Here is a 26253-nt window from a genome sequence, read left to right as displayed (position 1 = left end):
TTTTAAAAATGCAATTCATGCGTATAAAAACTTTAACTGGTGTATTAGCTATAAGCTTGCTTTGCTCACGGTGCACCAAGGATTTTGGAAGTATAAATACTGATCCAAATCAGCAATCGCCTGCAACGTTCAATGCAGAATATTTTCTTGCAAGCAGCCAGAACGAGTACAAGGGTGCTATAACTGGCTACGAAAGCGGTTTCATTTTCGAATCGGGATGGGCACAAATATTAGGTGCGCCTTCTACTGGGTATTTGTCTAATATGGACAAATATGTTGAATCATCAAATACCAACGACTATGCAAGCAGGGCATGGAACGACTGTTACCGTGCTGCAGGTTATGCAGATGCTATTATTCAGAAGCATAAAGATGATGCAGCTAAAACAAATCTTGTGAGCGCTGCCACAGTAATGAAGGTATTATCGCTCCAGTATATTACCGATATGTATGGCGACATACCGTATACAGAAGCATTAAAAGGTTTTGACGGTACATCACTTGGTACTATTTTTCCGCCTTATGATAATCAACAGACCATTTATATGTCTATGTTGTCTGAGCTTGATGTAGCCCTTACAAATTTTAATACTGGTGAACCTGGCCCTACAGCAGACCTTATGTACCATGGGGATATTACAAAATGGAAAAAGTTTGGCTATTCCTTAATGCTGCGCATGGCAATGCGTTTGACAAAGGTTGATGCAGCTACAGCCCAGTCATATGCTGAAAAAGCGTATGCCGGTGGTGTGTTTACCTCTAATGATGATAACGCATTGCTCAAAGGCGAGAATGCAACCGGGCATGGTAGCGAAAATCCCCGTGTGCTAACCCTGGCAGGAGATATCGAATACATACGCTGGGGTAAAGAGTTCATCAATTATCTAAAGTCAACCAGCGACCCCAGGTTGCCTGTTATATCTGAAGTGGTAGATATTGCAGCTGCAGTTGATATTGCGGTAACACCAACAGTTTCAAACACCACTCCTGCAGATCAGTTTGGTGTACCAAATGGTTATGTTACAAACAATACCAGTCCTTACTATATAGCAACTGAGCCAGATTATCCCGGCGCTGTTGGTGCAGGTACATCTGTTGCAGAAATTCTTGGTAAATATTCACGTCCAAGAAGAGCATTATACTACGATCTTAACGGACCTATCTTTTTCTTATCGTATACTGAAACCTCATTATTATTGGCCGAAGCTAAATTCAGGGGATGGAATGTAGGTTCGCTTTCTGCGCAGGATTATTACCAGCAGGGTATTGCAGCAGCACTAGGTACTTATTCTACCTTTAGCGCTTCCGCAGGTGCAATAGATGCAGCAGCCATTACGGCTTATGCCTCATCTCAAACATTAACTGCAGGAAAAGAACTTGAACTGATCAATACACAATTATGGTTATCTGAAGGTTCATTTTTAAACTTTACGGAAGCTTGGACAAACTGGAGACGCTCAGGCTATCCTGAGTTAACGCCAGTAACTTATCCAGGACAGTTTGCCAACGCAACAATTCCAAGAAGACATATATACCCAACATCTGAGTCTACGACAAATAGCGATAATTACCAGGCTGCGGTAGGTAACCTCGATGGTGGCGATAAATGGACATCACGTGTATGGTGGGATAAATAATTTTTAGTTTCACAAGCAGTGTTTCCTTAGTATGGACATGAGACAGGGCTGTTTTCAGCCTTGTCTCTTCTTTTTAGCACAACCTGCATTTGTATAAGCGGGCTTGCTCCGGATCGCTTCAGTTTCATTCATAATAAAGCGCTGAAGTGTGCGACGCAACAAAGATGACACGCCTGCTGCAGCCGGTAACCCCAAAAAAAATACCGGGTATTGAACGGGCATTGGAACGGGTGGCATCGTCCCTTGTGTCACTCACTTGTACGGTATAACTTTATTGGGCAGTGCGATGCGATCCCCGCACAATAGAATAAGTTTTATCTGCTAACTTGCAACCACCATAACAATTGTTTACGTGCTTTTAAATTCTGTCGCATGAAGTGTTTGTATTATATGGGTTTACTTGCTGCCATCCTGTGCATTGTAACCAATACAAATGCACAACCTCTTTTTCAGCTGCTGCCGCCAAAAGAAACCAATGTAAAATTTATCAATGAAATAAGTGAGAACGAAAACCTCAATGTACTGGCATATGAATATTTTTATAACGGTGCAGGCGTTGCTGTAGGAGATATTAACAACGACGGGCTGGAAGATATTTTTTTTACCGCCAACATGAAGCCCAATAAACTTTTCCTCAATCTTGGCGGAATGAAGTTTAAAGATATCAGCAAAGAAGCCGGTATAGAAGGAAGAAGCAACGCATGGAAAACCGGTATCACCATGGCTGACGTAAATGGAGATGGGTTGATGGATATATATGTTTGTTATTCCGGCAAAGTAAGTGATGATGTAAGGCGCAACCAGCTTTTTATCAATAAAGGCAACACAAAATTCAGCGAAGAAGCAAAACAATATGGCCTCGACGATAGAAGCTATAGCACACAGGCCGCTTTTTTCGACTACGATAACGATGGCGATCTCGACATGTTCCTGCTAAACCACAGCACAAAGAAAATAGACAACATAGAACTGGCGCGCTACCGCAACGATGTAGATTCTCTTTCAGGAAATAAGCTGTACCAGAATAACAATAATCATTTTACCGATGTTTCTGCCCAATCTGGCATAAGGCGCAACCCGCTGACCTTCGGCCTTGGCATAGCTGTGGCAGATATTAACAAAGATGGCTGGCAGGATGTTTATGTAACCAATGATTATAATGAACCGGATTATCTCTACATCAATAACCACGATGGCACATTCAAAGAAACATCCCGGCAGTTGCTTACACACCTGTCGCAATTTTCGATGGGTGTAGATATTGCAGATTTTAATAACGATGCACTGCCGGATATTATGACCCTCGATATGCTGCCCGAAGATAACCGCCGCCAGAAATTACTGCAGCTACAGGAAAACTATGAGTCTTTTCAACTGATGCAATCGCAGGAATTGTATAAGCAATACATGCGCAACATGCTTCATTTAAACAATGGCGATGGCACATTCAGCGAAATAGCACAGGCGTCAGGCGTTTCCAATACAGACTGGAGCTGGAGTCCTTTGTTTGCCGATTTTGATAACGACGGGTACAAAGACCTGTTTATTACAAATGGTTATTTGAGAGATTATACCAACAAAGATTTTCTGCGCTACTGGGGAGATTACAAAGTAAAAAAAGCAATGGACCGTGAGCCAACCAAACTGATGGACCTCGTTACGGCCATGCCTTCAACCGCTTTAAACAACTATATTTTTCGCAACAATCACGATCTTACTTTCTCAAATATGAAAAATGAGTGGGGTATGACCGATGCTGCGATCTCCAATGGCGCTGTATACGCAGACCTGGACAATGACGGAGATTTAGATCTTGTTGTAAACCATATTAACAGCAATGTGGCCATATACCGTAATATGCAGCAGGAGCAAAAAAAGACTTCTTACCTCACGATAAAACTTACTTATAAGGGAGCCAATAAAAACGCTGTTGGCTCCAAACTTTACGTATATACCAATACAGGCGTGCAGTATCTGGAGATAAACCCCAACCGTGGCTACCTGTCCTGCATGCCGGTTACTGCACATGTTGGTTTAGCAAACCAGGATTATGTTGATTCAGTTAAAATAATCTGGCCCGACAATACAGCGCAAATTTTACTGCATGTTAAAGCCAACCAGCTAATGCCTGTTGCGTATCAAAATACTTTGCCGGCCAACTACGCAGCCAATGATTTAAAAACATTGTTTAGTAAAGCCAAAGACGTTATTACATACCGCAACGAATCTTTCGATGAGAATGATTTTAAGCGCCAGTTGCTGATGATGTTTATGTATTCTAAAACCGGTCCCGTTACAGCTGTTGCTGATGTTAACAAAGACGGCATGGAAGATATGTTCATCAGCGGCGATCGCAGTAAGCCGGGAACTGTTTACCTGCAACAAAAAGATGGCAGTTTTATGCCGGTAAAAGACCTTGCAATCGGCGATGAAAACGTTAATGCAACAAGTGCTGCTGCTTTTGCTGATGTAAACGCAGATGGGTTTGCAGACCTTTATATTGCCAAAGGCGGCTTTTCGTTGTTTCAGCCAAATACACCGGCATTGCAGGACGAATTGTATATCAACGACGGCAAAGGCAACTTTAAGCTGGCAGCAAACGCTTTGCCCGATGTAAGTGCCAGCTCAAAGAGTTGTGTGCGTGCCTGCGATTATGATAATGATGGAGACATTGATCTTTTTGTAGGCGGCCGCATTGTTCCGGGCCGCTATCCTATGACGCCTTTGAGCTTCCTGCTCAACAATGATGGCAAAGGAAATTTTTCAATTGTAAATACTGCCTTCAGCGATATCGGTATGATAACCGATGCACAATGGCACGATCTGAATAATGATGGCAGGCAGGATCTTGTAATGTGTGGCGAATTTATGCCCGTAAGTGTTTTTATTAATAACGCTAACGGTTTTGCTGACAGCACCAACACTTATTTTGCCTCGCCGGATAATGGCCTGTGGTTTTCATTAAATGTGGCAGATGTAAATGCAGATGGTAAGCCTGATATAATTGCAGGCAACACGGGCCGCAATACACAAATACATTTTTCTGCTAAAGAGCCCGCTGAATTATTTTTTGCAGATTTTGATGGCAATGGTTCAATAGACCCTTTTCTTAATTGTTATGTGCAGGGCAAAAGCTACCCCTTTGTAAGCCGTGATGAACTGAATGAACAGATTTATAGTATGCGCAAAAGATTTACTTCTTACAAAGATTATGCTGAGGCCGGCATGAACAATATTTTTACACAGGATGAAATGGCAAAAGCCGGAAAGCTTAGTGCTACCGAATGCAACAGTGTTTGTTATCTGAATGTCGATGGAAAATTCCGGAAAGTAGTGCTGCCGGTGCAGGCGCAGTTTTCTGTGGTTACAAAAATAATTACCGAAGATTTTGACAAAGATGGCAAAGAAGATATTTTATTGCTGGGCAACCGCTCAGACAACCGTCTAAAGATCGGCGCTGTGGATGCAAATTTTGGTTGTGTTCTGAAAGGAGACGGCGCAGGCACTTTTAAGTATCTCGCTCAAACAGTCTCCGGTTTGTCAGTGAAAGGCGATGTAAAATCTGCGGGGTTCATCATCATAAACAACGCAAAAGTTTTATGCATAGGTGTTGCAGATGGTCCAATGCAGTTTTATACAATGAATTAACTATTTGGTACCCGGCATTTGAATAAACATGAAACTCCTGTTGCGTCGCACTCTTGTACTGTTGAATCTTTATTGACCAACCGCGAAGATTGTAGCGAAGATGGTGTAGCAGCAGGAAGGCTGCCACACGTTCAGTAGCGAACCAAACGTACAAGTGAGTGACACAACAGGTGCTGATGGTAGCAACATAGCCTGTAACATAAAAATTACCGCTTTAATGAAACGCTTAACTATACTGTTACTTTTTTGCTCGCTTATAGCCAGGGGGCAGAAGAATGCTGCCTACGAAAAAATGGTGCAGCCTGCAGTTTTTTCCCTGTCTATGGTAATGATGCATGATGTAGTAAACCCACCCGCGGCCAGCCGCTACTATGCGTATTGCATGCTCGGTGCCTATAACATTATAGCGAACCATAATAACAGCATTGTGCCGCTCCAAAGTTTTGTAAAGCGTTACCAACCCGTTTCCATTGCAATGCAGCAAACAGATTATGACTACCGCATTGCATCGTTATACGCCATTTATGAGTCGGGAAGGTTGTTGCTGCCTTCCGGTTATATGCTGGAAGAAAACCAGCAAAAGTTTATTGCGGCATTGAAAAAGCAAAAAGTAAAACAAAGCATTATAGACAGTTCGGTAAGCCTTGCAAAGTCTGTTGCTGCGCAGATAGCGTTGTGGTCAAAAACAGACGACTATGGAAAGCTGAGCGCAAAGTTGCGTTACACGCCTGTAAAAGGAGAAGGTTACTGGTTTCCCACACCACCGGCTTACATGGAAGCTGTGGAGCCAAACTGGCGTACCGTGAAGCCGTTGGTTATAGATTCCTGCAACCAGTTTTTGCCTTTGCCGCCTGTTGCATTTAGCAAAGACACGACAAGTGCGTTTTATGCGCTTGCCAAAGAAGTGTACAACGTTTCGCTGGCGCCTACGCAGGAGCAATTGAATATTGCCGGTTTTTGGGATTGCAATCCTTTCGTAGTGGCCAGTTCCGGGCACATGTCGCTGGGTTTTAAAAAAATAAGCCCGGGTGGCCACTGGATGAATATTGCTGCAATTGCAGCTGAAAAGGCCTCGTTAGATTTTGACAGGACGATACAAGTGAATACGCTTACAGGCATTACACTCATGGATGCGTTTATAAGTTGCTGGGATGAAAAATTCCGGAGTAACCGTATAAGACCTGAAACATATATCAACCACTATATTGATGTAAGGTGGCAGCCATTGCTGCAAACGCCGCCATTTCCTGAGTATACGAGCGGTCACAGTGTAATCTCGACTGCATCGGCCGAAGTGCTGAGTTATCTTTTTGGTGATGCGTTTGCTTTTACAGATAATACCGAGGTCATGTTTGAATTACAGCCACGAACGTTTTCCTCTTTCCGCCAGGCTGCAGAAGAAGCTGCAATATCCCGTTTATATGGTGGTATTCATTATCGTGATGCCATTGAACAAGGCCAGGCAGAAGGCCGGGGCGTAGGTAATTTTATTGTGGCGCAGTTAAAGGCTGCAGGGGTAAAGCCGGTTTTGTAGGGTCTTGTATAAAAAAGAGGAGGTAATAGACATTACCTCCGTCAACCATAAATTGCCCGTAGGCAAATCGTTTATAATGAGTTGTACAATTCAATTGTAAAAGTATTGTGCAAACGTTTACACTGCTGGCTGAAAATTGCCATTTTTTAGTAAAATTTTCTTATTGCAGCCGCGGAAACTGCGCTGTATTTATGTGTTTTACGCCAAAAAAATTTACGACAGTTTTCTTAACTGCTGTAAAGTTGCTTTCAGGTCTTTGGGTAATTCTGCTTCGAAGTTGTAGTTGGTGTCTTTGTGTATAAACTGCAGGCTGGCAGAATGTAATGCAAGCCGTGAAAGCAGGGGCCGTTCAATATCTTCACTTTTGGAAAGATTGAACTTTTTCTTTAGCGATGATAACAATATAGGTTCAGGCGAACCATATAGTTCATCGCATACGATACTGTTACCAATGTGCTGCATGTGTACCCTTATCTGGTGTGTGCGGCCGGTATGAATACGAAACTTAACCCATGCATACAATTTGAAATGCTCCTGCACTTCATACTCAGTTAAAGAAGGCTTCCCTTTTTGATGGGTAACCATTTTGCCATTTTTTGCAGGGTGCTCCATCATTGGCGCGTCTATGATGCCGGTTTCATGTGCAGGGTTGCCGTGAACCAGGCCGAGATAATATTTTGCTACATCCCGGCTTTCAAATAACTGAGATAATTCTTTGTGGGTTACATCATCTTTCGCGAATACAATTACACCACTCGTATCCCTGTCGAGCCTGTGTACGGTGTAAATGCTGCCGTATTGCTGCAACAGTATATCTTTCAGCGATGGCTCTGACTGCATACGGTCTGGCACACTGAGTAAGCCGGACGGTTTATTGATTACAACAAATTGATGATTCTCAAAAATTACCTGTGGTTTGTTGTGTTTACTCATAACTGATGTATAAACAGGAAGATGCTGCAAATAAATTGCGTAGTGGCACCCGAAGATGGTGAAACATGCAATGTCGTACAAGTGTGCGACGCAACCAAAGCATCATAGCAATGCTGCAGCCTGGTACAAAATGGTTTTTATTCTTCTTTCTTATTTCTTACAAACGATTTGTTCATGTATTTGAGCAGGCGTACTTCTTTTTCTGTGAGAAAACGCCATTTGCCACGATCAACATTCTTCTTGGTGAGGTTGGCAAACATAACACGGTCGAGGTTTTTTACATCGTAACCAAGGTGTTCAAAAATGCGGCGAACGATCCTGTTGCGGCCACTGTGTATCTCTATACCAATCACGCTTTTGTCTTTTGCATCTGCATAAGAAACCGCATCTGCATTGATGAAACCATCTTCGAGCGTAACGCCTGCGAGAATGGCTTCGAGGTCTTTTTTAGCTACCGGCTTATCAAGTCTTACTTCGTAGATTTTTTTTATTTCAAACGAGGGATGGGTGAGTTTTTGTGCCAGTTCTCCATCGTTTGTTAAAACGAGTACACCGGTGGTGTTCCTGTCAAGCCGGCCAACAGGGTAAATGCGTTCGTCGGTTGCGCCCTTTAAAAGATCAAGTACTGTTTTTCTGCCTTCCGGGTCTTTTGCGGTAGTGATATAGTCTTTGGGTTTATTTAATAATATATAAACGGGGTTCTTTTGGGCATAAAGTTGTTTACCCTTGAAAACAACTTTATCTGCGGCGCCTACTTTATAACCGGGCTCGTAAACGATAGAACCATTTACTTTCACCTTTCCTTCTTTCACAAGGTCTGCAGCTTCCCGTCTGCCGCAAATGCCGGCATGGGCAATATATTTATTCAGCGGCATTTGTTCAGCTTCTGATTCTTTTTGCTGCTGTGGTTTTTGTGTTATCTGCTGGTAGGTTTGTTTTACGGGTTTGCCTTGTTTGTAACGCGGAGCCGTTGTATTGGAAGGCCTGTTTACTGGTCTTTGCGGCGTAGTGCTGTTTGGTTTGTCATTGTTTTTGGCAGTCTTTTCAGCTTCAAGCCTCTTTTTAAGAAAACCATTGGTAGCGGCAGCTTTTTGCAGTTTGGATTCTTCGATCTTCTTACGGATTTCCTTTTTTATCTTTCTTTTCTCCTGGCGTATTGCTTCTTTCTTTTTTGCGCCGGACTCTTTGTTCATGAACTTGTCGAATGCATGTTTTGCCATAATATACAGTTTTGCTGTTTTTCAACAGGAGCGGTAAAGGTATTGTATTGTTTTCTTATGCGGTTAGCAGCAGCAAAAAAGCCAATTTAGAATTCTACAAGCCCGGAGATATATGACAGTAATCATAGAATGTATATAAAAACCGGTTGTATTTTCGTTATATCTTACAACTGAACATTCTCTTTCAAGAAATAACTGCTAATGAGGGACGGGCAAATGAACGGGCAATTACTGCCTGGTGTATATCGTAATCAATATAAGAAAACCGGCCAGGATTTTATTTCTGCCGAAGAAATGGCCGAGATACTGGCATCGATGGATGATCTTGTTTTCCTGATGGATAAACAGCGAAATTTTAAACGTTGTTTTCAACATCAATCAACAGACCTTTTACTGCCACCTGCTTTGTTCCTGAACAAAAATATCACTGAAGTTTCTTTTCCTGCTGATGTACTTGCACTAATGCAGGCTGCATTTGATAAGGCTGAAGCCGAGGTAGCGACACAGTCGATCGAATATAAACTGGAACATAATAAAACAGGAAAATGGTACAACGCAAGAATTTCTGTAATGCCAAATACGGGTTTTACTGTGGTGGTGAGAGACATTACAAAGTGGAAAAATCTCATTTTTCATTTCCAGGAAAATGAAAAAAAATACCAGCTGCTTGCGGAAAATACCACAGATCTTGTTGTGTTATACAATACCGATGGTAGGATAGCCTATATTTCGCCGGCGGTTGACCATTTGCTGGGTTTTACTGCAGAAAGCCTTACCGGCATTAATCCTGCCTTTTTACTGCACGAAGACGATAAGGCGTACATAGAAAAACATTTTAAACCGGAACTATTCCCCGGAGATGCAAAGTTTGTGTTTGAGTACCGGTTACGAAATGCTGACGGCAAATGGCTGCATTTTCACACCACGCGCAGGTTTATAAGAAATGAAAATAACGAAGTAGTACATGTACTTGCATGCTGCAGGGATATAACACACCGGGTAAAATACGATGCTGCACTCAAAAAAAGCGAAGCCCACTACAAATTACTGGCCGATAACATACTGGACCTCGTTGCATTGCACGATGTAAACGGCGTATTTGAATATGTTTCACCTTCCGCACATACAGTGCTTGGTTATGGGCCTGCTGAACTTGCAGGCAACAACGCTTTTGATCTTATTCACCCTGAAGATGCAGCAGGGTTGTTTGAAAAAAATAACCTTCGGGTTTCGCAGGGTATAGATTCATTTAAAGAAGAATTTCGCATACGGCATAAGGAAGGGCATTATGTATATTTTCAAACAACTACCAGGGTTATCAGGGATAAAGACGGTAATGCACATCGGTTTTTAAGTGCATCGAGAGATATTACCAACTGGAAACAATCTCAGTTTGCTTTGAAAGAGAGCGAGGAAAAATACAAAGGCCTGGTGGAGAATGTTGACAATCTTATTATGATGGTAGACCGGGATATGAATTACCTGTTCGCCAACCAAATGGCTGCAAATTTTCTCCGCATGCCGGCCGAAGCTATTGCGGGTAAAAAGATGGGCAGTTTACTGCACTCCACAACTGCCGCAGACTGGCTTGAAAAAGTGCAACAGGTATTTATTGATAAAGTGCCCTTGCGCTGGGAGACAAGTATAGACGTAAATGGCGCCACATACTGGCTGAGAACAGGGTTTAACCCGGTTCGTAATTCGCGGGGTGAGATCTATGCGGTTTTGCTGAATGCTGTCGATATCACCAATATAAAGCGCACAGAAAACCTCCTGGAAGAACAGAATAAAGGCTTAAAGGAAATAGCATTTCTGCAGTCTCATGTAGTGCGTTCGCCACTGGCCAATATACAACACCTGATCAGCCTGCTCGATAAAAAGCAACTTACCGAAGAAAACAGGATCATTGTAGAACTGTTACAGGTTTCTGCCAATAATCTTGACAACGCCGTGAAACACATTGTTGAAAAAACCTACCTGCCGGAACAATAAAAATTACCTGTCTTTATTGGCAAGCTGACCGCAGGCCGCATCAATATCTTTGCCACGGCTTCTTCTGAGTCTTGCATTTACGCGGTTGGCTTCGAGGTATTTCATAAAGTTTTCAATGGTATCTTCATCGGGTTTGGTAAACCTGAAAGCATCAATAGGGTTGTACTCAATAATGTTAATAAGGTCTGCCGGTACCTGCCTGTAAATCCTGATTAACTCATCCGCATCTTTTTGCGAATCATTGAAGTTCTGGAAGAGGATGTATTCAAACGTTATTTCGTTCTTTGTGTGCTTGTAAAAATAATTCAATGCATCAATCAGAACGCGTATATTGTTGGTTTCATTGATAGGCATTATTTCGTTGCGCTTTACATCGTTGGCAGCATGCAATGACAAAGCAAGTTTGAAGCGTACTTTATCATCTCCCAGTTTCTTTATTTGTTTGGCCACACCGGCGGTTGATACTGTAATGCGTTTTGGGCTCATGAATAAACCATCTTCTGCAGAAATGCGTTCAATCGCCTTCATTACATTGTTGTAATTGAGCAACGGTTCGCCCATACCCATAAAAACAATGTTGCTCAGTTTTTTATCGTACACTCTTTCGCTTTGCTGGTTGATCAGCACCACCTGGTCGTAAATTTCATCGAATGAAAGGTTTCTTTTGCGTTCCATATAACCCGTTGCACAAAATTTGCAGCTCAGACTGCAGCCAATCTGCGACGATACGCATGCGGTCTTACGCTCGTCTGTAGGTATAAGCACGCCTTCAACCAAATGGCCGTCGTGTGTTTTGAAGCGGCTTTTAATAGTGCCGTCTGCACTGTATTGCGTAGCATCAACCTTTAGTGCCGGTAAAGTAAATTCATCTCCCAGTTTTGCACGCAGCTCTTTGCTCAGGTTCGTCATATCATCAAAGCTGTGTGCATGTTTTTGCCATAGCCATTCATACACCTGTTTAGTGCGAAATTTCTTTTCGCCCATTTTTTCAAAAAAGGTTTCCAGTTCCCGAAGACTCAAATGGCGTATGTTCTGCGCTTCTTTCATGCCGCAAAGATAGCGCACGGTGCTTTCTTTTTAGTGAAGGATTTGGTAACGGGCTGTAGTGAAGGTGGCATCGCCTGTTGTGTCACTCACTTATACTGTTGGAGCTTTGTGGAGCAGGCGATAGCAAATATTAACCAGCAAAGAAAGCCGTACCAGCAAGATGGTTGAGTAAACAGATCGCCTCAGCCGCCATAAAAACGGAACCCCGAACCGAGCGTGGCAACAGGCGATGCCATGAAAAGCTTGTGCCGGCTACAGAAAAAAACCGGTTGCGCTGAACCGGTTTCGAGATATATACATTAAAGTTTATGCTACTTGCAACTCATGGCATTATCGCCTACATAATATCCTTTTTCCGGGGTTTTAGACATCAGGCTGTTAAGAAAACATACACTGTTGGAAACGAGGAAATCGTCGTTAAATACCCCATGGCCGCCACCGGGTTCTATGTGGGCCACCGCCGGAATGCCCAGTGTAGTAAGTCTTTCATACAAAGGCTTTGTGCCGTAACTCGCAGGAAAATTATCGCAGGTATAATAATGTGAAATATCAAAAGGAACTACCTGGTCTGCCGTACCGTGGTAAAAAATGGTTGGTTTTGCATTGGCTGCGGTAATGATCTCCGGCCTCGACATGCCGCCCCACATAGAAAGAATACCTTTTATCTGGTAGGTGTTTTTCAGCGTGTTACCCTGGTCCAGGGAACCGAGCTTCGCGGTGATAGCAGGCATAAAATCGTCTGCCAGCTGTTGGGTATAGTAAGATGTGTTAAGGGTGATAATACCTCCTGCACTGGCACCTCCAATAAACACCCAGCTTGTATCTATATCGTATGTGGTTGCATTAGCCACGAGAAACCGCAGTGCTGCTCTTGCATCCTGTACCGCACGGTAAGACGCTTCTTTTGCCTGCGTGGTATCGCCATTACAGGTATTGTTTTCGTCCTGTGTCCAGCCGAGGCGGTAATTGATGGATGAAACGATAAACCCTTTGTTGGCAATGGCCGTACAAAATTTGTCTGAACTTGATTTGTCGCCACCCACGAGACCTCCGCCGTGGATCCATACGAGTAGCGGATATTTAACACCATCAACCATGTTTGCCGGCTGGTAAACATCCAGTTTAAGGTCTTCCTGCTGGCCAAGCCAGTTGGTATTTGTTGCGTATGTTACATCTTTAAATGCGGTGCCCGATGGGTTATCTGGTGGAGTGTTGGTATTCCTGTACGCATTGTCTTTAGAGCATGAGGATAACAATAAGTCCGTAATGAGGATTATAAATATGCTGCCCGTCTTCATAACCTTGATTTTTTTATTGACTTGTAAAAGCTTGCGAGGTTTAAGATTATGGCCATTAAAACTGCCAAGCTATAAACAGGAGGAAAGCCAAAAGTGTGCCGTGGCTTGTTTTTGAGGCATGTGAATTTTTTTCCCCGGTAAAAAAGAAAGCAAAAAATAATGGGGGTGTTGGTGTTACCCGGCTTTGCGCCTTTCCAACTCTTTGTTGATCAGAGATAATTCCCTGCCTGTTTGCCCGCTTACACTGGTATTTTCCTGCGCCCTGCGCATAAGATACGGAATAACATCGCGTATGGGGCCAAAGGGTAAATATTTGCTTACTGAGTAGCCAGCCTTACCAAGATTGAAAGTGATATTGTCGCTCATGCCGTACAATTGGGAAAAATGTACGTTCGGGTGATTGTGCTGTAAACCTTTTTCATCCAGCAGTTGTGCCGCAAGCAGGTTACTTTCTTCATTGTGAGATGCCACAATAACAGCCGTATCGGCAATATTCTCAAGGCAAAAACGCACCGCTTCGTTGTAATCCCTGTCAGTACTTTCTTTATCCGGCTGAATAGGAGAAGGGTATCCATGTTCGTCAGCTCTTGCTCTTTCTTTTTCCATGTAGGCCCCGCGCACCAGCTTAACAGCCAGTTTAAACTGCTTTTGCCTGGCAATACGGTGACTCATTTTCAGAAATTGCAACCTGTCGTGTCGATAAAGTTGAATAGTATTATAAACAATCGGTCTTTCTTTGTTGAAAATAGACATCATGTCTATTACAAGCCTGTCCACGGGATCCTGTATCCAGCTTTCTTCTGCATCTACAAGCACGCCAACACCTTTTTCAGCAGCAGCTTCACATATGCGGTACATCCGGTCATACACACGGTCTCTCTCTGCAATTTCTTCTTCATGATCATGTACACCGCTTCTTAAGCGTGGTGCTTCATTCAATGTTTGCAATAAGCCAAAACGTGCAATACCGGTAACTTTTATGCTGATGAACGGAATGTTATCCTGCGTGGCTGCGTAATTGATTACCTTAATGAACTCTTCTGTAGCATGGTCAAAACTTTCTTCACTTTCCTTACCCTCTACGCCGTAGTCAAGTATAACCTTTACGTTATACTTCGCCAGCATATCGCATACAGGTTGGGTATCTTCCAATGTTTCTCCACCAACAAACTGTTTAAATATTGTTTTGCGTATGATTCCGTGAATTGGCAATCCTGTTTTCATCAGGAAGGGAGTGATCCTTGTTCCTACGGCTACGAACATAGGGTAGTGCATGGTTTTTAGCAACCAACGCCCGTTTTTCAACTCTTTATCACTCTTGTATGCAAATGCAGTTTCGGTGTTATCGAAGGATAGATCCATACTAACATTCATTCATTGGCAAATATCTGTACTGTGACTTATAAATTAAAATATTCAAGTAAGTTATTTGAATTATTTGTGCAGAAGTTTAACAAAAAAAGACGTTTGAAAATGCTTATGAAGGCATGTGCCTGTACGCGGCAGGTAATATCAATAAAAAAGCCGGCAACAAAATTTATTGCCGGCTTCATTTACGCTTATGTTGCGGTTATTTTCTCATGCCCGGCATTTTACCCATTGGCATTTTGTTCATCATTTTCATCATCTGGCGCATTTGCTCAAATTGTTTCATGAACGCGTTTACATCTGCAAGCTGCTTACCAGCACCTTTTGCAATCCTGTTCCTGCGCCCTGGTGTAATACTATCAGGGTTGGCTCTTTCATACGGCGTCATCGAATTAATGATTGCTTCCACGCCTTTAAATGCATCATCACTTATATCAACGTCTTTTATAGCCTTGCCCATTCCCGGTATCATACCCATCAGGTCTTTGATGTTTCCCATTTTTTTTATCTGCTGTAGCTGATCAAGAAAGTCCTGAAAGTCGAACTGGTTTTTGCGGATTTTCTTTTCCAGTTTTTTTGCCTGTTCTTCGTCAAACTGTGCCTGTGCTTTTTCTACAAGGGTTGTTATGTCACCCATGCCTAAAATACGCTGCGCCATACGCTCGGGGTAGAAAACATCCAGCGTATCCAGCTTTTCACCGCTGCTTACAAATTTGATCGGTTTCTGCACCGTGTATTTGATCGACAATGCAGCACCACCTCTTGTATCACCATCAAGTTTGGTAAGTACTACACCTGTAAAATCCAAACGTTCATTGAATGCTTTGGCTGTATTAACTGCGTCCTGGCCGGTCATACTGTCTACAACAAACAAGATTTCATTTGGCTTTACCGCTTCTTTTACATTTGCCACTTCGGCCATCATGGCTTCGTCAATGGCAAGGCGACCGGCGGTATCTATAATAACAATGTTCTTATTTTTGCTTTTGGCTTCTTTAATGGCATTCTGCGCGATGCTTACCGCATCTTTGTTTTCACGCTCGCTATATACATCCACACCAATCTGCTCACCAAGAACCATCAGTTGGTCAATCGCTGCCGGCCTGTAAATATCTGCAGCTACGAGCAAGGGAGATTTGCCTTTTTGGTTTTTCAGGTAGCTGGCCAGCTTTCCGCTAAAAGTTGTTTTACCACTACCTTGCAAACCTGCAATCAACACTACTGCGGGGTTGCCGGTAGTATTAAACTCGGCTTCTTCACCGCCCATAAGTTCTACCAGTTCGTCTTTAACGATCTTTACCATTAACTGGCCCGGACTAATAGCATTGATTACCTTACTGCCAACAGCTTTGTCTTTTACCCTGTCTGTAAACTCTTTGGCAATTTTATAGTTTACGTCTGCATCAATCAGTGCACGGCGTATATCTTTAACGGTATTGGCAATATTAAGGTCATTGATCCTCGCTTCACCTTTCAGGTTCTTAAACGCAGATTCTAAACGCTCGGTAAGATTGTTAAACATATTTTTTCTGTTAAACGGGCTGCAAATATAAAGTAAGTTTTGAGTAAAGTGAGGGGCGTTTTGCGCTGTTTAAAACCGGTGGCTGGTGTAATATTTATTGTGGTTACCGGCATTGGTTCTTTGTGGCATCGCCGGTTGTGTCACTCACTTGTACGTTCTGCACTTTTGGCGGCGGCAGGGCGCTAAAGACATCATGTGCGCAACTCTGCATAAGCCCATCTCTAAAAATTTAGTGGCGTAGATTTTGACTTTTATATTTCCCGCAGTATAGAACCGGTTGTTTATTTTTACTAAAATTGCTAATCAAAAACCTTTCTGATGATACAGAGAATTCAGTCCATTTGGTTGTTACTTGCTTCTGTTTGTTCTTTTCTTACGCTGAAGCTTTCATTTTTCAGTGGTAATAAACTGGAGAATAACATTAAAACCTTCCAGTCTTTAACCGCGCAGGATAATATGTTGCTCATGGTGCTTACCGTAGCCGTGGCAATTGCTGCGCTGGTGACTATTTTTCTCTACAAAGACCGCAAAATGCAAATGAAAGTATCTTTTGCAGTGCTGGTATTAGCCATCGTAAACATTGTTTTATTTTTTAGTGCTACAGCAAAATTTGTAGAAGGTAAACATGACTGGAGTTCTCCGCTGGTGTTTCTTCCTCCTGTGTTTATACTACTCGCCATCAGGGGAATTTATAAAGATGAAAAACTGGTAAAGAGTGTTGACCGGTTGCGGTAAATTTTTTCCGCTTCGATCTTCGCATTTGTTCAAGCCTGTTCCTGCAGTTGAAGAGTGCGACGCAACAGGCGCTTAATAGCAGTACTAATGCCGGGTACATAAATAAATTTAAAAGAAAAGAGACTGCAATTGCAGCCTCTTTTTTATTACCCATGTGCATTATGAAAATTACTGCATCATCTCACCGCCACCACCGGAATCGGCTTTGTTGTTGCGGCGTTTAAAGATGTTTGCATCAAACTTGCCAAAGCGATAATTAACATTCAGGCGTAGTACCTGCGGGTCTCTTCTCCGCTCTGAATACTGTTTAAAATAATCAGACTCTGAATAAGTTTTGAATAACTGTGTACGCATGAAATCGTTCATGCTAAGTGTGATGGAAAGACTTTCGCCACTCTTCCAGCTCCAGTCTTTTTTAATGGCTGCGTCAAAGCTGTAGCGTGGGTCAATATAACCTTGGGCCGTGGTAATGGCACCACCAAAGAATCCACCACCGCCAGGTCCTCTGCCACCACCGGAATTAGCCGGCAGCACGGTTCTTGCCTGGTAATCTCCGGAAAGCTGTATAGAAAATCCTTTGGGTAATTTAAAGTTGTTGTTCACTTTAAAGAACCAGCTCCATCTTTCTGTACTGATATTACTTTGTGCAGAGCCGCCATTGATTTTTGAATTGAACAAATTGAGGTTGGTTGTAAAATCCCAGAATTTGGCAATGGTGATCCTGTTGGTAAATTCAAGACCGAATGAACGGCTGTTATCTGCGTTTACATAGGTTGTATAATACACACTGTCATTCTTATTGATAGAGGTATCGGGGTTAACATCCCTGTAAATGTAATTGGTGATGAGGTTGCTTGTTCTTTTGTAGTAAGCAGAGATCAGGAGATTTGCTCCTTTGATATAAGCATAATTGTAATTGAACTCGAAAGAGTTGGTAAACTCAGGATTTAACCCGGGATTACCAATGCTGATATTCAGCGGATCACTGTTGTCAATAAACGGCATCAACTGGAAGAAATTGGGCCTGTTGATACGTCTTGAATAGTTGATTTGTATATCCTGTTTTTCAGCAAGCCTGTATGTAATAAATGCACTCGGGAAAAGGCTTACAGGATATTTAACCGAGAAAGAAGAGTCTTTACCCAGGAGGGTTCCATCATAGTTGGAACTTTCGAGACGCAACCCTAACTGGTAAGTCCATTTTTTTGCTTTAAGGCTATAAGTGGTATATACTGCATATACCTGGTCAGTGAATTTATATTTGCTGCTGATGGATGGCAGTAATTCATATTTGCTGTTGGTATAATCATACACATACTGTTCGTTCAGGTTTTCGAAGTTTCTTAGTGCACCTCGTACGCCAGCTTCAATTTTCATGTTTTCATTCAGCTGATTTTCGTAATCGCTCTGCACGGTAATAAATTTGTTGAAACCCGAACCCAGTGTTTGTTGCAGTAAAGACGGATATTTAAAAGCAATGGTGTTGGGCAGGTAATAGTTCGTTTTATAATCGCCTATGTTATCGTTTGTGCTAGAGTTATAGTTAACATCTGCAGTAATATTATGACCGTTCTCTCTGAAGTTGTGCCTGAAGCTTAGCTGTGCGCCATAGTTTTTAAAATTACGTTCAGAAAATGCCGTACGCATGCTGTGCGTGGCAAGCAAACCACCAATGGTAGAATCTATAACCTGGTCTTCATCGCTGTTAAACTGGCCACGGTTAAAATTGCCGGAAACAGAAAGCGTGTTCCTGTTGTCTATCAGGTAATCAAAGCCACCACGTATAAAGGCAAAATAGCCTTCGTTTACTGAGTTGCTATTTTGTAAGATATTACTTGGCGGATCAAAAAAGTTATCCCTGTTAATGTAGGAGGTGGATTTTGATTTGCGCTGGTTATAACTTCCACTGAGAAAGAAGTTGAGTTTGTTCTGTCTCACATTTATATCTATCCCGGTATTTACTTTACCGCGGGAGTCTATACCTCCGCGAATACCGCCATTATAGCCTGTTTTCTTATTTTTCTTCAGTACAATATTGAGAATGCCTGCATTGCCTCCCGATGCATCATATTTAGCAGAAGGGTTTGTTACCAGTTCCACTTTGTCTATAATGTCGGCAGGTATCTGGTCCAGCGTTAACGTTGTTGGCCTGCCATCTACAAACAACGTAGGGCTGGCATTGCGCATGGTTACGTTACCGTCTATGTCTACATTTAAAGATGGTATCTGCTTCATTAATTCAGTAGCAGACTGGCCGGAGCTCACAATGTTTTTATCTACGTTAAAGACTTTCCTGTCAACACCCATCTCAAAAAATGGCTTGGCGGCTGCGGTAACCGTAACATTCCCAAGGTTTGCTTCCGATGCTGTAAGTTTAATGTTGCCGAGATCTTTATCAGTGGCATTCATCATTTGCTGCATACGCTCCTGCTGGTTGCCCTGTTGTGCTGCGCCTGGTTGTGGTCGTTTAAAACCGAAGGATACAGTATCAGAATAATCAACGTACCCAATGGCGGAAATGCGAATGGTGTAATTGCCAAATAAAGAAAGGTTTTCAATATTGAAATCACCATTCTTTTCCGTAAGTAATGTGGCAGCGTTATAATCTCTCATGGCACGGGTTGCCGTATCAAATTTTTTTCCGAGTAGCTGAATAGTGGCACCCTCGATTCCTTTGTTGGTTTTATCGTCAATGATTTTTCCAAAAATGTGGCCCATATTCATATTCTGGCCACCTGCACCCTGCCTGTTAAAACCGCCGCCCGGAGGCTGCGCGTAGATTGCTGTAATAAGTGTACAACTAATAATGGTAAGTAATAGTTTCATTTAAATTGCTGTTTTTTTCAAGGTCTTAAATGCTACACGCAGGGTGGTTTATAGAAATGTTTTTTATAAGATTAGTGGATTACCAGTATTGTTCTATGCCAGTATAAGCAATGTAATAGCCAATTGTATAAAACCTGCAACGAGGCCGGCAGCGGCGAAAATGAATTCAATGTTCCTGATGCTTTGGCCAAACCTCCGGTAAAAGAGTTGCCTGCTTGCTGAAATAGATATCGTATGCAATTTTAACACAATCTCTTGCTCAAGAGAGCCGCTTTGCGACAAGTTGCCGATAAACTGCGACATAACAGATGGAAAGAGTTCTTTTAACTCCTGCAGAAACAATTCTTTTAACTGGCTGATAATTTTTTCGCCTACAAACATGGAGATAACAGGAATTGCCTCCTTTAGTTTATGATTAAGAAAATGATCGGTGTGCGTTTCTATAACCGGCATTGCGTTTTCAAGCGTTTTTTCACTTGTAAGCTGTTGCGTAAGCAAAGAAGAGTTGAGTATTTCTTTATTTAAAGCACTGGCAATACTTGCAGCCAACGGGCCTTTAACCCTTGCAAGCAGTCCATTCTTCCAGAAAATGCTGCGAATGCTAATCCTGATCATCAGCCAGGAAGCCAGGGCAGCAATAAGCGGAACGAGGAAAAGGGCATTATTCATAGAAGCAGTTTAAAATAAAAAACCTTGTAAACATCAGTATTTACAAGGTTTTGCTTTTGGGAGGCTGATGGGTCTCGAACCCACGGCCTTCAGTGCCACAAACTGACGCTCTAACCAACTGAGCTACAGCCTCCGTAATCCCGTTTTACATTTCGGGCAGCAAAAATAATCAAATAGCGTTAGCAGCCAAAATAACATTTGTAATTTCTTTTGTGTATTCCACTGTCCATCTGCTTCGCACTGCTGCCTCACGATAAAAAGTACAAGAGTGCGACGCAACGAAGACGCCATGTATTCTGCAGCCGGGCTCATAATAATTTCTTTTTTTATTTAAAATACCAGCAAAGGATCTTTGGGCATCGTCCCTTGCGTCGCAATCCGTTCAACTGTAATGCAAATGGCAACTGCAGGTGGCGGTTATCAAATGCGGCACAGAATTAGAAATTGTAGAAAACATAAAAGGCAGAAATACCGTTAATGTATTTTGTTTACCCTTTACATACCAAATGGGGTAATTTACTTTCAGAAAGCGCTAAAAAATCCTTGTTAATTAGTTTTGGCGGGTATAAGCTGCTTTTATTTTTCGCCTAATTTTGGTTCGATGGCTAATAAAATTTTTAAAATTATGATGAACAGAAAAGTTTGGCCTTTATTGCTATTGGTTTTGCTGGTAAGTGGCGTATTGTGGGCATTTACGGGAAGAGATAATGTGGAAGGTGAAAAAAGCAACGAAGACAAATATGCAAAACAACAAAAACTACTAACAGCAATAGGTTCCATCCTGGAGCAGCGCCATTACAGCCCTAAAGCCATAGACGATAACTTTTCCAGGTCTGTATTTAAGAAATACCTCGAAAACCTGGATCCTGAAAAAAATCTTTTTCTTCAGTCAGATATCAAGGCTTTGTCTAAATACCAGGCTGCTATAGATGAAGAGATTCTTGGTAAAACTACAATGGAGTTTTACCCTGCGGCAGGGCAGATTTATGAAAAGCGTATTGGAGAGGTAATGACTATCTATAAAGACCTTCTTTCAAAGCCATTTGATTTTAGTGCCAATGAAAATGTACAACTCGATGGTGAAAAGATTGATTACGCTGCAAATGAAGAAGCCAGGAAAGAAGCGTGGCGCAAACGTTTAAAGTTTATGACGCTCGAGCGTTTTGTAGATCTGCAGCAACAGCGTGAAAAGGCCGATAAGAAAGATTCAATGGCCTCCAAAACCGATGCGCAATTGGAGAAAGAAGCGAGGACGAGAGTTTTGGGTGCACTTGACAGAAATTATAACAGGCTCAAACTGGTGTTTAACGCTGACCAGCAGTTCAGTTCTTTTGTTAATACCATCACCGATCTCATGGATCCTCACACAGAGTATTTTGCGCCTGTAGACAAGCGCGGGTTTGATGAAGAAATGAGTGGTCGTTTTTATGGTATTGGGGCGCAGTTAACGGAAGAAAATGGCTCGATTAAAATAGCAAGCCTTGTAACCGGCAGCCCCGCGTGGAAAAGCGGACAGGTACAGGTGAATGACGAGATATTGAAAGTAGCGCAAGGTGCAGAGCCACCGGTTGATGTGGCCGGCTATGCTGTAACTGATGTAGTTAAATTGATTCGCGGAACGAAAGGAACAGAAGTAAGGATTACTTTCAAAAAGAATGATGGTACATTACAGATAGTGTCTCTTGTAAGAGACGAAATAGTACAGGATGAAACTTTTGCAAGAAGTTCTGTGATCACAGATGACGGTAAGAAAATCGGCTACATCTACCTGCCTGAGTTTTATGCAGATTTCGACAGGCCTGAAGGTAACCGTTGTTCACAGGATGTTGCCAATGAAGTAAAGAAATTAAAAGCCGAAAATGTTGAGGGAATAATATTGGATCTTAGAAATAATGGTGGTGGTTCATTGTACGAGGTGGTACAAATGGTAGGGTTGTTTATTAAAAGCGGACCGGTTGTGCAGGTAAAAGACAGGGATGGCAAGCCTATAACACTAAGCGATACCGATCCCGGTGTTTTGTACGAGGGTCCACTGGCGGTGATGGTAAATGAATTGAGTGCTTCGGCATCTGAAATATTTGCTGCAGCCATTCAGGACTACAAAAGAGGTATCGTAGTAGGTAGTACATCTACGTATGGTAAAGGCACGGTACAGAAAAATTTACCGCTCGGAAGGCAGGATATGACCACTGGCCAGACTGAATACGGGGCACTGAAACTGACTTTCGAGAAATTCTATCGTGTTAACGGTGGCTCAACACAGTTAAAAGGCGTAACGCCCGATGTAGTGCTGCCTGATGTGTATGAATACATCAAATTTCGCGAAAAGGATAATCCTTCTGCACTTGCATGGGATCAGATTCCACAGGCTGATTATAAGCAGAGTATGGATATAAACTGGGCTGAGATTCAGAAGAAGGCAGATGAAAGAGTTTCTGCAAATACTGCCTTTGCCGGGATAAAGAAAAACACTGACTGGTTAAGCAAGAATACAGAACGGGCATATGAGTTAAATCTTGAAGCTTACAAAAAGCAACAGGCCACTTTGCGTAATACGGTAAAGCAGGATGATACGCTTTCCAAATTGCAGGCGCCTATGGATATGAAACCTGTGGAAGTTGATAAAGATAAATTTTTTAATAATGCTGATAAAGCGAAAGGCGAGCGTTATCAGCAGTGGCTGAAAAGTGTTCAACGTGACTTATATATTGACGAAACGGTTAATATTGTTCGAGATGTAATAGCAGCTAAAAGCCAGGTGACCGTAAAGCAATAAAATAAATTCGAATCAATAAAAAAGCTTTCCGTTTCCGGAAAGCTTTTTTATTTTATTGCAGTTTTTAATACTTGAAGTGGGTAAAAACTGCCTCGTTATGTACTGGTTCAATTTACACGGATTTCCTGCCAAGAATCAATGACAGAAGGAAAAGGACGATGAAAATAAAGAATAACACCTTAGCTATTCCCGCTGCACTTGCAGCTATTCCTGAAAAACCAAATACAGCAGCTATAATTGCTACTATAAGAAAAATGACTGTCCAGCGTAACATAGTGGTAAGTTTTTATGATGAATAATATTACTTCTTTTTCAGAAAATATGCCAGAATAAATTCCACACAATAATTAGAGACATTCGGCAGTTTAACACGCGATGTTTACATGTTTTCACCACATTCGCAAAATGAAAACTTTTCTTACTGCAATTCTTGCTATTCTATCTGTCGCTGTTTTTGCCCAGGAGCCGAAGATACATCCGAAGGCAGCCAAAGCTTATGAAGATGCAATGCTGCAGTTAAGAGATGGTTTTATTAGAGATGCGTTGCCTTTGCTGGGTAAGGCTATTGAATATGAACCCAGGTTTGTTGATGCCTGGCTATCGCTGGCCGGGGTTTATGGCGAACTTAAAGATTACCAGAAAGCAATTGAACATTATAAGAAAGCCAAAGCAATTGATACCGCTTATTTCAGGTTTTATAATCTGCCATATTCTATCAATCTTGCAGGGCTTGGAAGGTTTACTGATGCCCTTGGCGCGGTTCAAGATTTTCTGCTTATTCCTAATCTTAATGACAAGAGTATCAAAAGTGCCACATACAGGAAACAGTGTTATGAGTTTGCTGTAGACTACCAAAAAAAACATGCTGCTTCAACTTATATTTTCACCCCTGAGAATCTTGGCGACAGTATCAATTCAAAGCAGTCGGAATATTATCCCTCTTTTACTATTGATGATAGCACTCTCGTATTTACAAGGCACGTTGAAGGCATACGCGAAAATTTTATGATGAGTAACTTATTGCAAAATGGTTACGGCAAAGCAGCGCCTATAAACGGGCAATTGAACGAGCAACCTTCAAAAGGTGCCATCAATATATCCCAGGATGGGGAATGGCTCGTGTTTGCCGGCAATTTCGGCCAGGAAGGTTTTGGGAATTTTGATATCTACATATCATATAATACACCACAGGGCTGGAGCACACCAGTCAACCTGGGGGCTAACATCAATACAGAGTTTTGGGAAAGCTCACCAAGTTTGAGTCCGGATAAGAACGCACTTTATTTTAGCAGTAACAGGCCGGGAGGCTCCGGTGGAAAAGATCTTTATGTAAGTTACCGTTCTGCAAATGGCCGATGGCAACCTGCACAAAATCTAGGGCCTGCAGTAAATACCAAAGGAGATGAAATTGAACCTTTTATTCATGCGGATAACCGCTCGCTTTATTTTACCAGCAATGGTTTGCAGGGATATGGTGGCCTTGACATATTTCTTTCCCGGAAAGATGCCGGCAATAACTGGCAAATACCGGAAAATCTGGGTTACCCCATCAATACCATTGAAGATGAAGAAAGCATTTTTGTATCATCTAAAGGGGATGTTGCCTACTATGCCAGCAGCAGGTCAGATTCGCGTGGGGGGCTTGATCTGTACAGATTCAATCTTCGTGCAGATATTAAGCCGGTGAAAACATTGTACATACAGGGATCAGTTGTTGATGCAGTTACAAAACATACTATACCGTGCGCTGTTGAGTTAATTGAAAACAGTACACAAAAGGTCATATCAAAAGTGCAAACCGATGAGACCGGCTTTTACTTTGTAACGCTACCTGTAGGTAACGACTACACCTTTGCTGTTAACCGTAAAGGATATTTATTTTACAGCAGCCTCTTTGAATTAGGCAACAAAGCATCTGATAGTATCTATGTAAAAGACATTCAACTGCAGCCTTTGCAGGTGAATGCTGTTGGTGTACTAAATAATATTCAGTTTGAAACCAATACGGCCAAATTGCAACCTGTAAGTTTAATTGAGTTAGACAAACTACTGCAGCTCTTGCAGGAAAACACTACGCTTAAAGTGCAGATAAACGGGCATACAGACAACACAGGTACTGCAGATAGAAATAACCAGCTATCGCTGGAGCGTGCGCAGGCCGTTGTAGCCTTTTTAACAGGCAAAGGCATAGAGGCCAAAAGGCTTACTGTTAAAGGATTTGGCGCGTCTAAACCATTGGCAGATAATGCAACTGAAGAAGGGCGTTCTATGAACAGGCGCACAGAATTTATTGTTACCGGCCTTTAGTGTTTTGTTAAGGCACATTGATGTATTTATGCAGTTGCATACTTAGTTCCCATTGCGGATTTTCTTTGATGTAATCGATGATCAACGGTAGCATTTCGTTACACCTGCTCCATTCGGGTTGAAGGTAAAGTTTACAGTTGGCATTTACTTTAGAAGCATTTTGCTCTGCCCAGCTAAAATCTGACTTATTATATACCACAACTTTTAACTCGTTTGCTTTTTCAAACACCTCTGTAAGTGGAGCTTTAAATTTTTTAGGCGAAAGGCATATCCAGTTCCAGTTGCCTGTTAAAGCAGATGAGCCAGATGTTTCAATATTCGTTTCGAAACCAGCGTCTTGCAGTTGTTGCGTCAAGCCGGTAAGGTTATGCATCAAAGGCTCGCCGCCGGTTATTACCGCCAGTCTGCCGGCATGTTTTTTTGCTTCTTCTACAATCTGTGCTATGTTTTGTACAGGATGTGCGCTTGCATCCCAGCTTTCTTTTACATCGCACCAAAAACAGCCCACATCGCAGCCGCCCAACCTTATAAAGTACGCGGCACGGCCCTGGTGAAAGCCTTCGCCCTGCAGCGTGTAAAACGCTTCCATTACAGGTACTGAAGTGATGGTATTTTCTGCTGTATCTGCTAAATTCATGAAAGATGAAAGGTGTTATAAATAATCATGTAGCCGGCTGAATATCTTTGGGCATCGCCTGTTGTGTCACTCACTTGTACTGAAGAAACGTTGATCAGCAGGCG

Annotated in this window: 17 protein-coding genes and 1 tRNA gene; 7 read left to right on the top strand and 11 right to left on the bottom strand. The window is 42.2% G+C overall.

Annotation, left to right across the window (positions count from 1 at the left end; all coding sequences use genetic code 11):
- The first annotated feature begins 17 nt into the window (after positions 1–17).
- From I5907_RS01520 to I5907_RS01510, 3 genes are all read left to right on the top strand, one after another.
- Entirely contained in the window at positions 18–1637 is a 1620-nt protein-coding gene (locus tag I5907_RS01520) for a SusD/RagB family nutrient-binding outer membrane lipoprotein (protein WP_196988984.1), read from the top strand.
- A 372-nt stretch (positions 1638–2009) separates the two neighbouring features.
- The gene (locus I5907_RS01515; RefSeq protein WP_196988983.1) at positions 2010–5285 is read left to right on the top strand and encodes a VCBS repeat-containing protein; all 3276 of its coding nucleotides are present in this window, start codon (positions 2010–2012) and stop codon (positions 5283–5285) included.
- Positions 5286–5502: 217 nt separating this feature from the next.
- Positions 5503–6819, top strand: a complete 1317-nt coding sequence (locus I5907_RS01510; RefSeq protein ID WP_196988982.1) for a vanadium-dependent haloperoxidase — start codon at positions 5503–5505, stop codon at positions 6817–6819.
- A 213-nt stretch (positions 6820–7032) separates the two neighbouring features.
- Here I5907_RS01510 and I5907_RS01505 read toward each other — a convergent pair whose 3' ends face one another.
- Both I5907_RS01505 and I5907_RS01500 read right to left on the bottom strand, forming a co-directional pair.
- Positions 7033–7752, bottom strand: a complete 720-nt coding sequence (locus I5907_RS01505) for an RluA family pseudouridine synthase (protein WP_196988981.1) — start codon at positions 7750–7752, stop codon at positions 7033–7035.
- 137 nt (positions 7753–7889) lie between these two features.
- Positions 7890–8972, bottom strand: coding sequence for a pseudouridine synthase (locus tag I5907_RS01500; protein WP_231401928.1), 1083 nt, complete (start codon positions 8970–8972; stop codon positions 7890–7892).
- Positions 8973–9173: 201 nt separating this feature from the next.
- On the opposite strand from I5907_RS01500, the gene I5907_RS01495 reads away from it, so the two are divergent.
- Complete coding sequence (locus tag I5907_RS01495; RefSeq protein ID WP_196988980.1) at positions 9174–10964, top strand: PAS domain-containing protein; 1791 nt, start codon at positions 9174–9176, stop codon at positions 10962–10964.
- A gap of 3 nt (positions 10965–10967) precedes the next feature.
- Here the strand turns inward: I5907_RS01495 and rlmN are convergent, their stop codons facing one another.
- The 4 genes from rlmN to ffh all read right to left on the bottom strand — a co-directional run bounded on the left by rlmN (position 10968) and on the right by ffh (position 16199).
- Positions 10968–12011: a dual-specificity RNA methyltransferase RlmN gene (gene rlmN / locus I5907_RS01490; RefSeq protein ID WP_196988979.1), complete on the bottom strand. Its 1044-nt coding sequence runs from the start codon at positions 12009–12011 to the stop codon at positions 10968–10970.
- 311 nt (positions 12012–12322) lie between these two features.
- Positions 12323–13309 (bottom strand): alpha/beta hydrolase, encoded by a 987-nt coding sequence (locus I5907_RS01485; protein ID WP_196988978.1) that lies wholly within the window; start codon positions 13307–13309, stop codon positions 12323–12325.
- Positions 13310–13483: 174 nt separating this feature from the next.
- The gene (locus I5907_RS01480; RefSeq protein ID WP_196988977.1) at positions 13484–14671 is read right to left on the bottom strand and encodes a proline dehydrogenase family protein; all 1188 of its coding nucleotides are present in this window, start codon (positions 14669–14671) and stop codon (positions 13484–13486) included.
- A 208-nt stretch (positions 14672–14879) separates the two neighbouring features.
- Positions 14880–16199 carry a signal recognition particle protein gene (gene ffh / locus I5907_RS01475; protein WP_196988976.1) on the bottom strand — a complete coding sequence of 440 codons (1320 nt, stop codon included), beginning with the start codon at positions 16197–16199 and terminating at the stop codon, positions 14880–14882.
- Between the two features lie 318 nt (positions 16200–16517).
- Here ffh and I5907_RS01470 point away from each other — a divergent pair, with 318 nt between their 5' ends.
- A complete protein-coding gene (locus I5907_RS01470) occupies positions 16518–16934 on the top strand; it encodes a DUF4293 domain-containing protein (protein WP_196988975.1) in 417 nt (138 codons plus the stop codon).
- 168 nt (positions 16935–17102) lie between these two features.
- On the opposite strand, the gene I5907_RS01465 is transcribed toward I5907_RS01470, so the two are convergent.
- The 3 genes from I5907_RS01465 to I5907_RS01455 all read right to left on the bottom strand — a co-directional run bounded on the left by I5907_RS01465 (position 17103) and on the right by I5907_RS01455 (position 20562).
- Entirely contained in the window at positions 17103–19760 is a 2658-nt protein-coding gene (locus I5907_RS01465) for a TonB-dependent receptor (protein WP_196988974.1), read from the bottom strand.
- 93 nt (positions 19761–19853) lie between these two features.
- On the bottom strand, positions 19854–20429 hold the full coding sequence (locus I5907_RS01460) for a hypothetical protein (RefSeq protein ID WP_196988973.1): 576 nt from the start codon (positions 20427–20429) through the stop codon (positions 19854–19856).
- 59 nt (positions 20430–20488) lie between these two features.
- Positions 20489–20562 (bottom strand) — tRNA-His (locus I5907_RS01455).
- Between the two features lie 492 nt (positions 20563–21054).
- On the opposite strand from I5907_RS01455, the gene I5907_RS01450 reads away from it, so the two are divergent.
- Complete coding sequence (locus I5907_RS01450) at positions 21055–23205, top strand: carboxy terminal-processing peptidase (protein ID WP_196988972.1); 2151 nt, start codon at positions 21055–21057, stop codon at positions 23203–23205.
- A gap of 112 nt (positions 23206–23317) precedes the next feature.
- Here I5907_RS01450 and I5907_RS01445 read toward each other — a convergent pair whose 3' ends face one another.
- Positions 23318–23479, bottom strand: coding sequence for a DUF1328 domain-containing protein (locus I5907_RS01445; protein WP_196988971.1), 162 nt, complete (start codon positions 23477–23479; stop codon positions 23318–23320).
- Between the two features lie 131 nt (positions 23480–23610).
- Here I5907_RS01445 and I5907_RS01440 point away from each other — a divergent pair, with 131 nt between their 5' ends.
- Positions 23611–25512 (top strand): OmpA family protein, encoded by a 1902-nt coding sequence (locus tag I5907_RS01440; RefSeq protein WP_196988970.1) that lies wholly within the window; start codon positions 23611–23613, stop codon positions 25510–25512.
- Positions 25513–25519: 7 nt separating this feature from the next.
- Here the strand turns inward: I5907_RS01440 and I5907_RS01435 are convergent, their stop codons facing one another.
- Positions 25520–26149 (bottom strand): 7-carboxy-7-deazaguanine synthase QueE, encoded by a 630-nt coding sequence (locus I5907_RS01435; RefSeq protein ID WP_231401927.1) that lies wholly within the window; start codon positions 26147–26149, stop codon positions 25520–25522.
- Positions 26150–26253 lie beyond the last annotated feature (104 nt).

Source organism: Panacibacter microcysteis (assembly GCF_015831355.1).
GTDB lineage: Bacteria > Bacteroidota > Bacteroidia > Chitinophagales > Chitinophagaceae > Panacibacter > Panacibacter microcysteis.
The sequence above is the reverse complement of the archived record's forward strand: the minus strand, read 5'-3'. Positions and strand labels throughout refer to the sequence as shown.

What these genes read in the sequence shown, in the direction of transcription:
- I5907_RS01520 (WP_196988984.1), top strand. Translation starts at nt 18, where the DNA reads ATGCGTATAAAAACTTTAACTGGTGTATTAGCTATAAGCTTGCTTTGC.
- I5907_RS01515 (WP_196988983.1), top strand. Translation starts at nt 2,010, where the DNA reads ATGAAGTGTTTGTATTATATGGGTTTACTTGCTGCCATCCTGTGCATT.
- I5907_RS01510 (WP_196988982.1), top strand. Translation starts at nt 5,503, where the DNA reads ATGAAACGCTTAACTATACTGTTACTTTTTTGCTCGCTTATAGCCAGG.
- I5907_RS01505 (WP_196988981.1), bottom strand. Translation starts at nt 7,752, where the DNA reads ATGAGTAAACACAACAAACCACAGGTAATTTTTGAGAATCATCAATTT.
- I5907_RS01500 (WP_231401928.1), bottom strand. Translation starts at nt 8,972, where the DNA reads ATGGCAAAACATGCATTCGACAAGTTCATGAACAAAGAGTCCGGCGCA.
- I5907_RS01495 (WP_196988980.1), top strand. Translation starts at nt 9,174, where the DNA reads ATGAGGGACGGGCAAATGAACGGGCAATTACTGCCTGGTGTATATCGT.
- rlmN (WP_196988979.1), bottom strand. Translation starts at nt 12,011, where the DNA reads ATGAAAGAAGCGCAGAACATACGCCATTTGAGTCTTCGGGAACTGGAA.
- I5907_RS01485 (WP_196988978.1), bottom strand. Translation starts at nt 13,309, where the DNA reads ATGAAGACGGGCAGCATATTTATAATCCTCATTACGGACTTATTGTTA.
- I5907_RS01480 (WP_196988977.1), bottom strand. Translation starts at nt 14,671, where the DNA reads ATGGATCTATCCTTCGATAACACCGAAACTGCATTTGCATACAAGAGT.
- ffh (WP_196988976.1), bottom strand. Translation starts at nt 16,199, where the DNA reads ATGTTTAACAATCTTACCGAGCGTTTAGAATCTGCGTTTAAGAACCTG.
- I5907_RS01470 (WP_196988975.1), top strand. Translation starts at nt 16,518, where the DNA reads ATGATACAGAGAATTCAGTCCATTTGGTTGTTACTTGCTTCTGTTTGT.
- I5907_RS01465 (WP_196988974.1), bottom strand. Translation starts at nt 19,760, where the DNA reads ATGAAACTATTACTTACCATTATTAGTTGTACACTTATTACAGCAATC.
- I5907_RS01460 (WP_196988973.1), bottom strand. Translation starts at nt 20,429, where the DNA reads ATGAATAATGCCCTTTTCCTCGTTCCGCTTATTGCTGCCCTGGCTTCC.
- I5907_RS01450 (WP_196988972.1), top strand. Translation starts at nt 21,055, where the DNA reads ATGATGAACAGAAAAGTTTGGCCTTTATTGCTATTGGTTTTGCTGGTA.
- I5907_RS01445 (WP_196988971.1), bottom strand. Translation starts at nt 23,479, where the DNA reads ATGTTACGCTGGACAGTCATTTTTCTTATAGTAGCAATTATAGCTGCT.
- I5907_RS01440 (WP_196988970.1), top strand. Translation starts at nt 23,611, where the DNA reads ATGAAAACTTTTCTTACTGCAATTCTTGCTATTCTATCTGTCGCTGTT.
- I5907_RS01435 (WP_231401927.1), bottom strand. Translation starts at nt 26,149, where the DNA reads ATGAATTTAGCAGATACAGCAGAAAATACCATCACTTCAGTACCTGTA.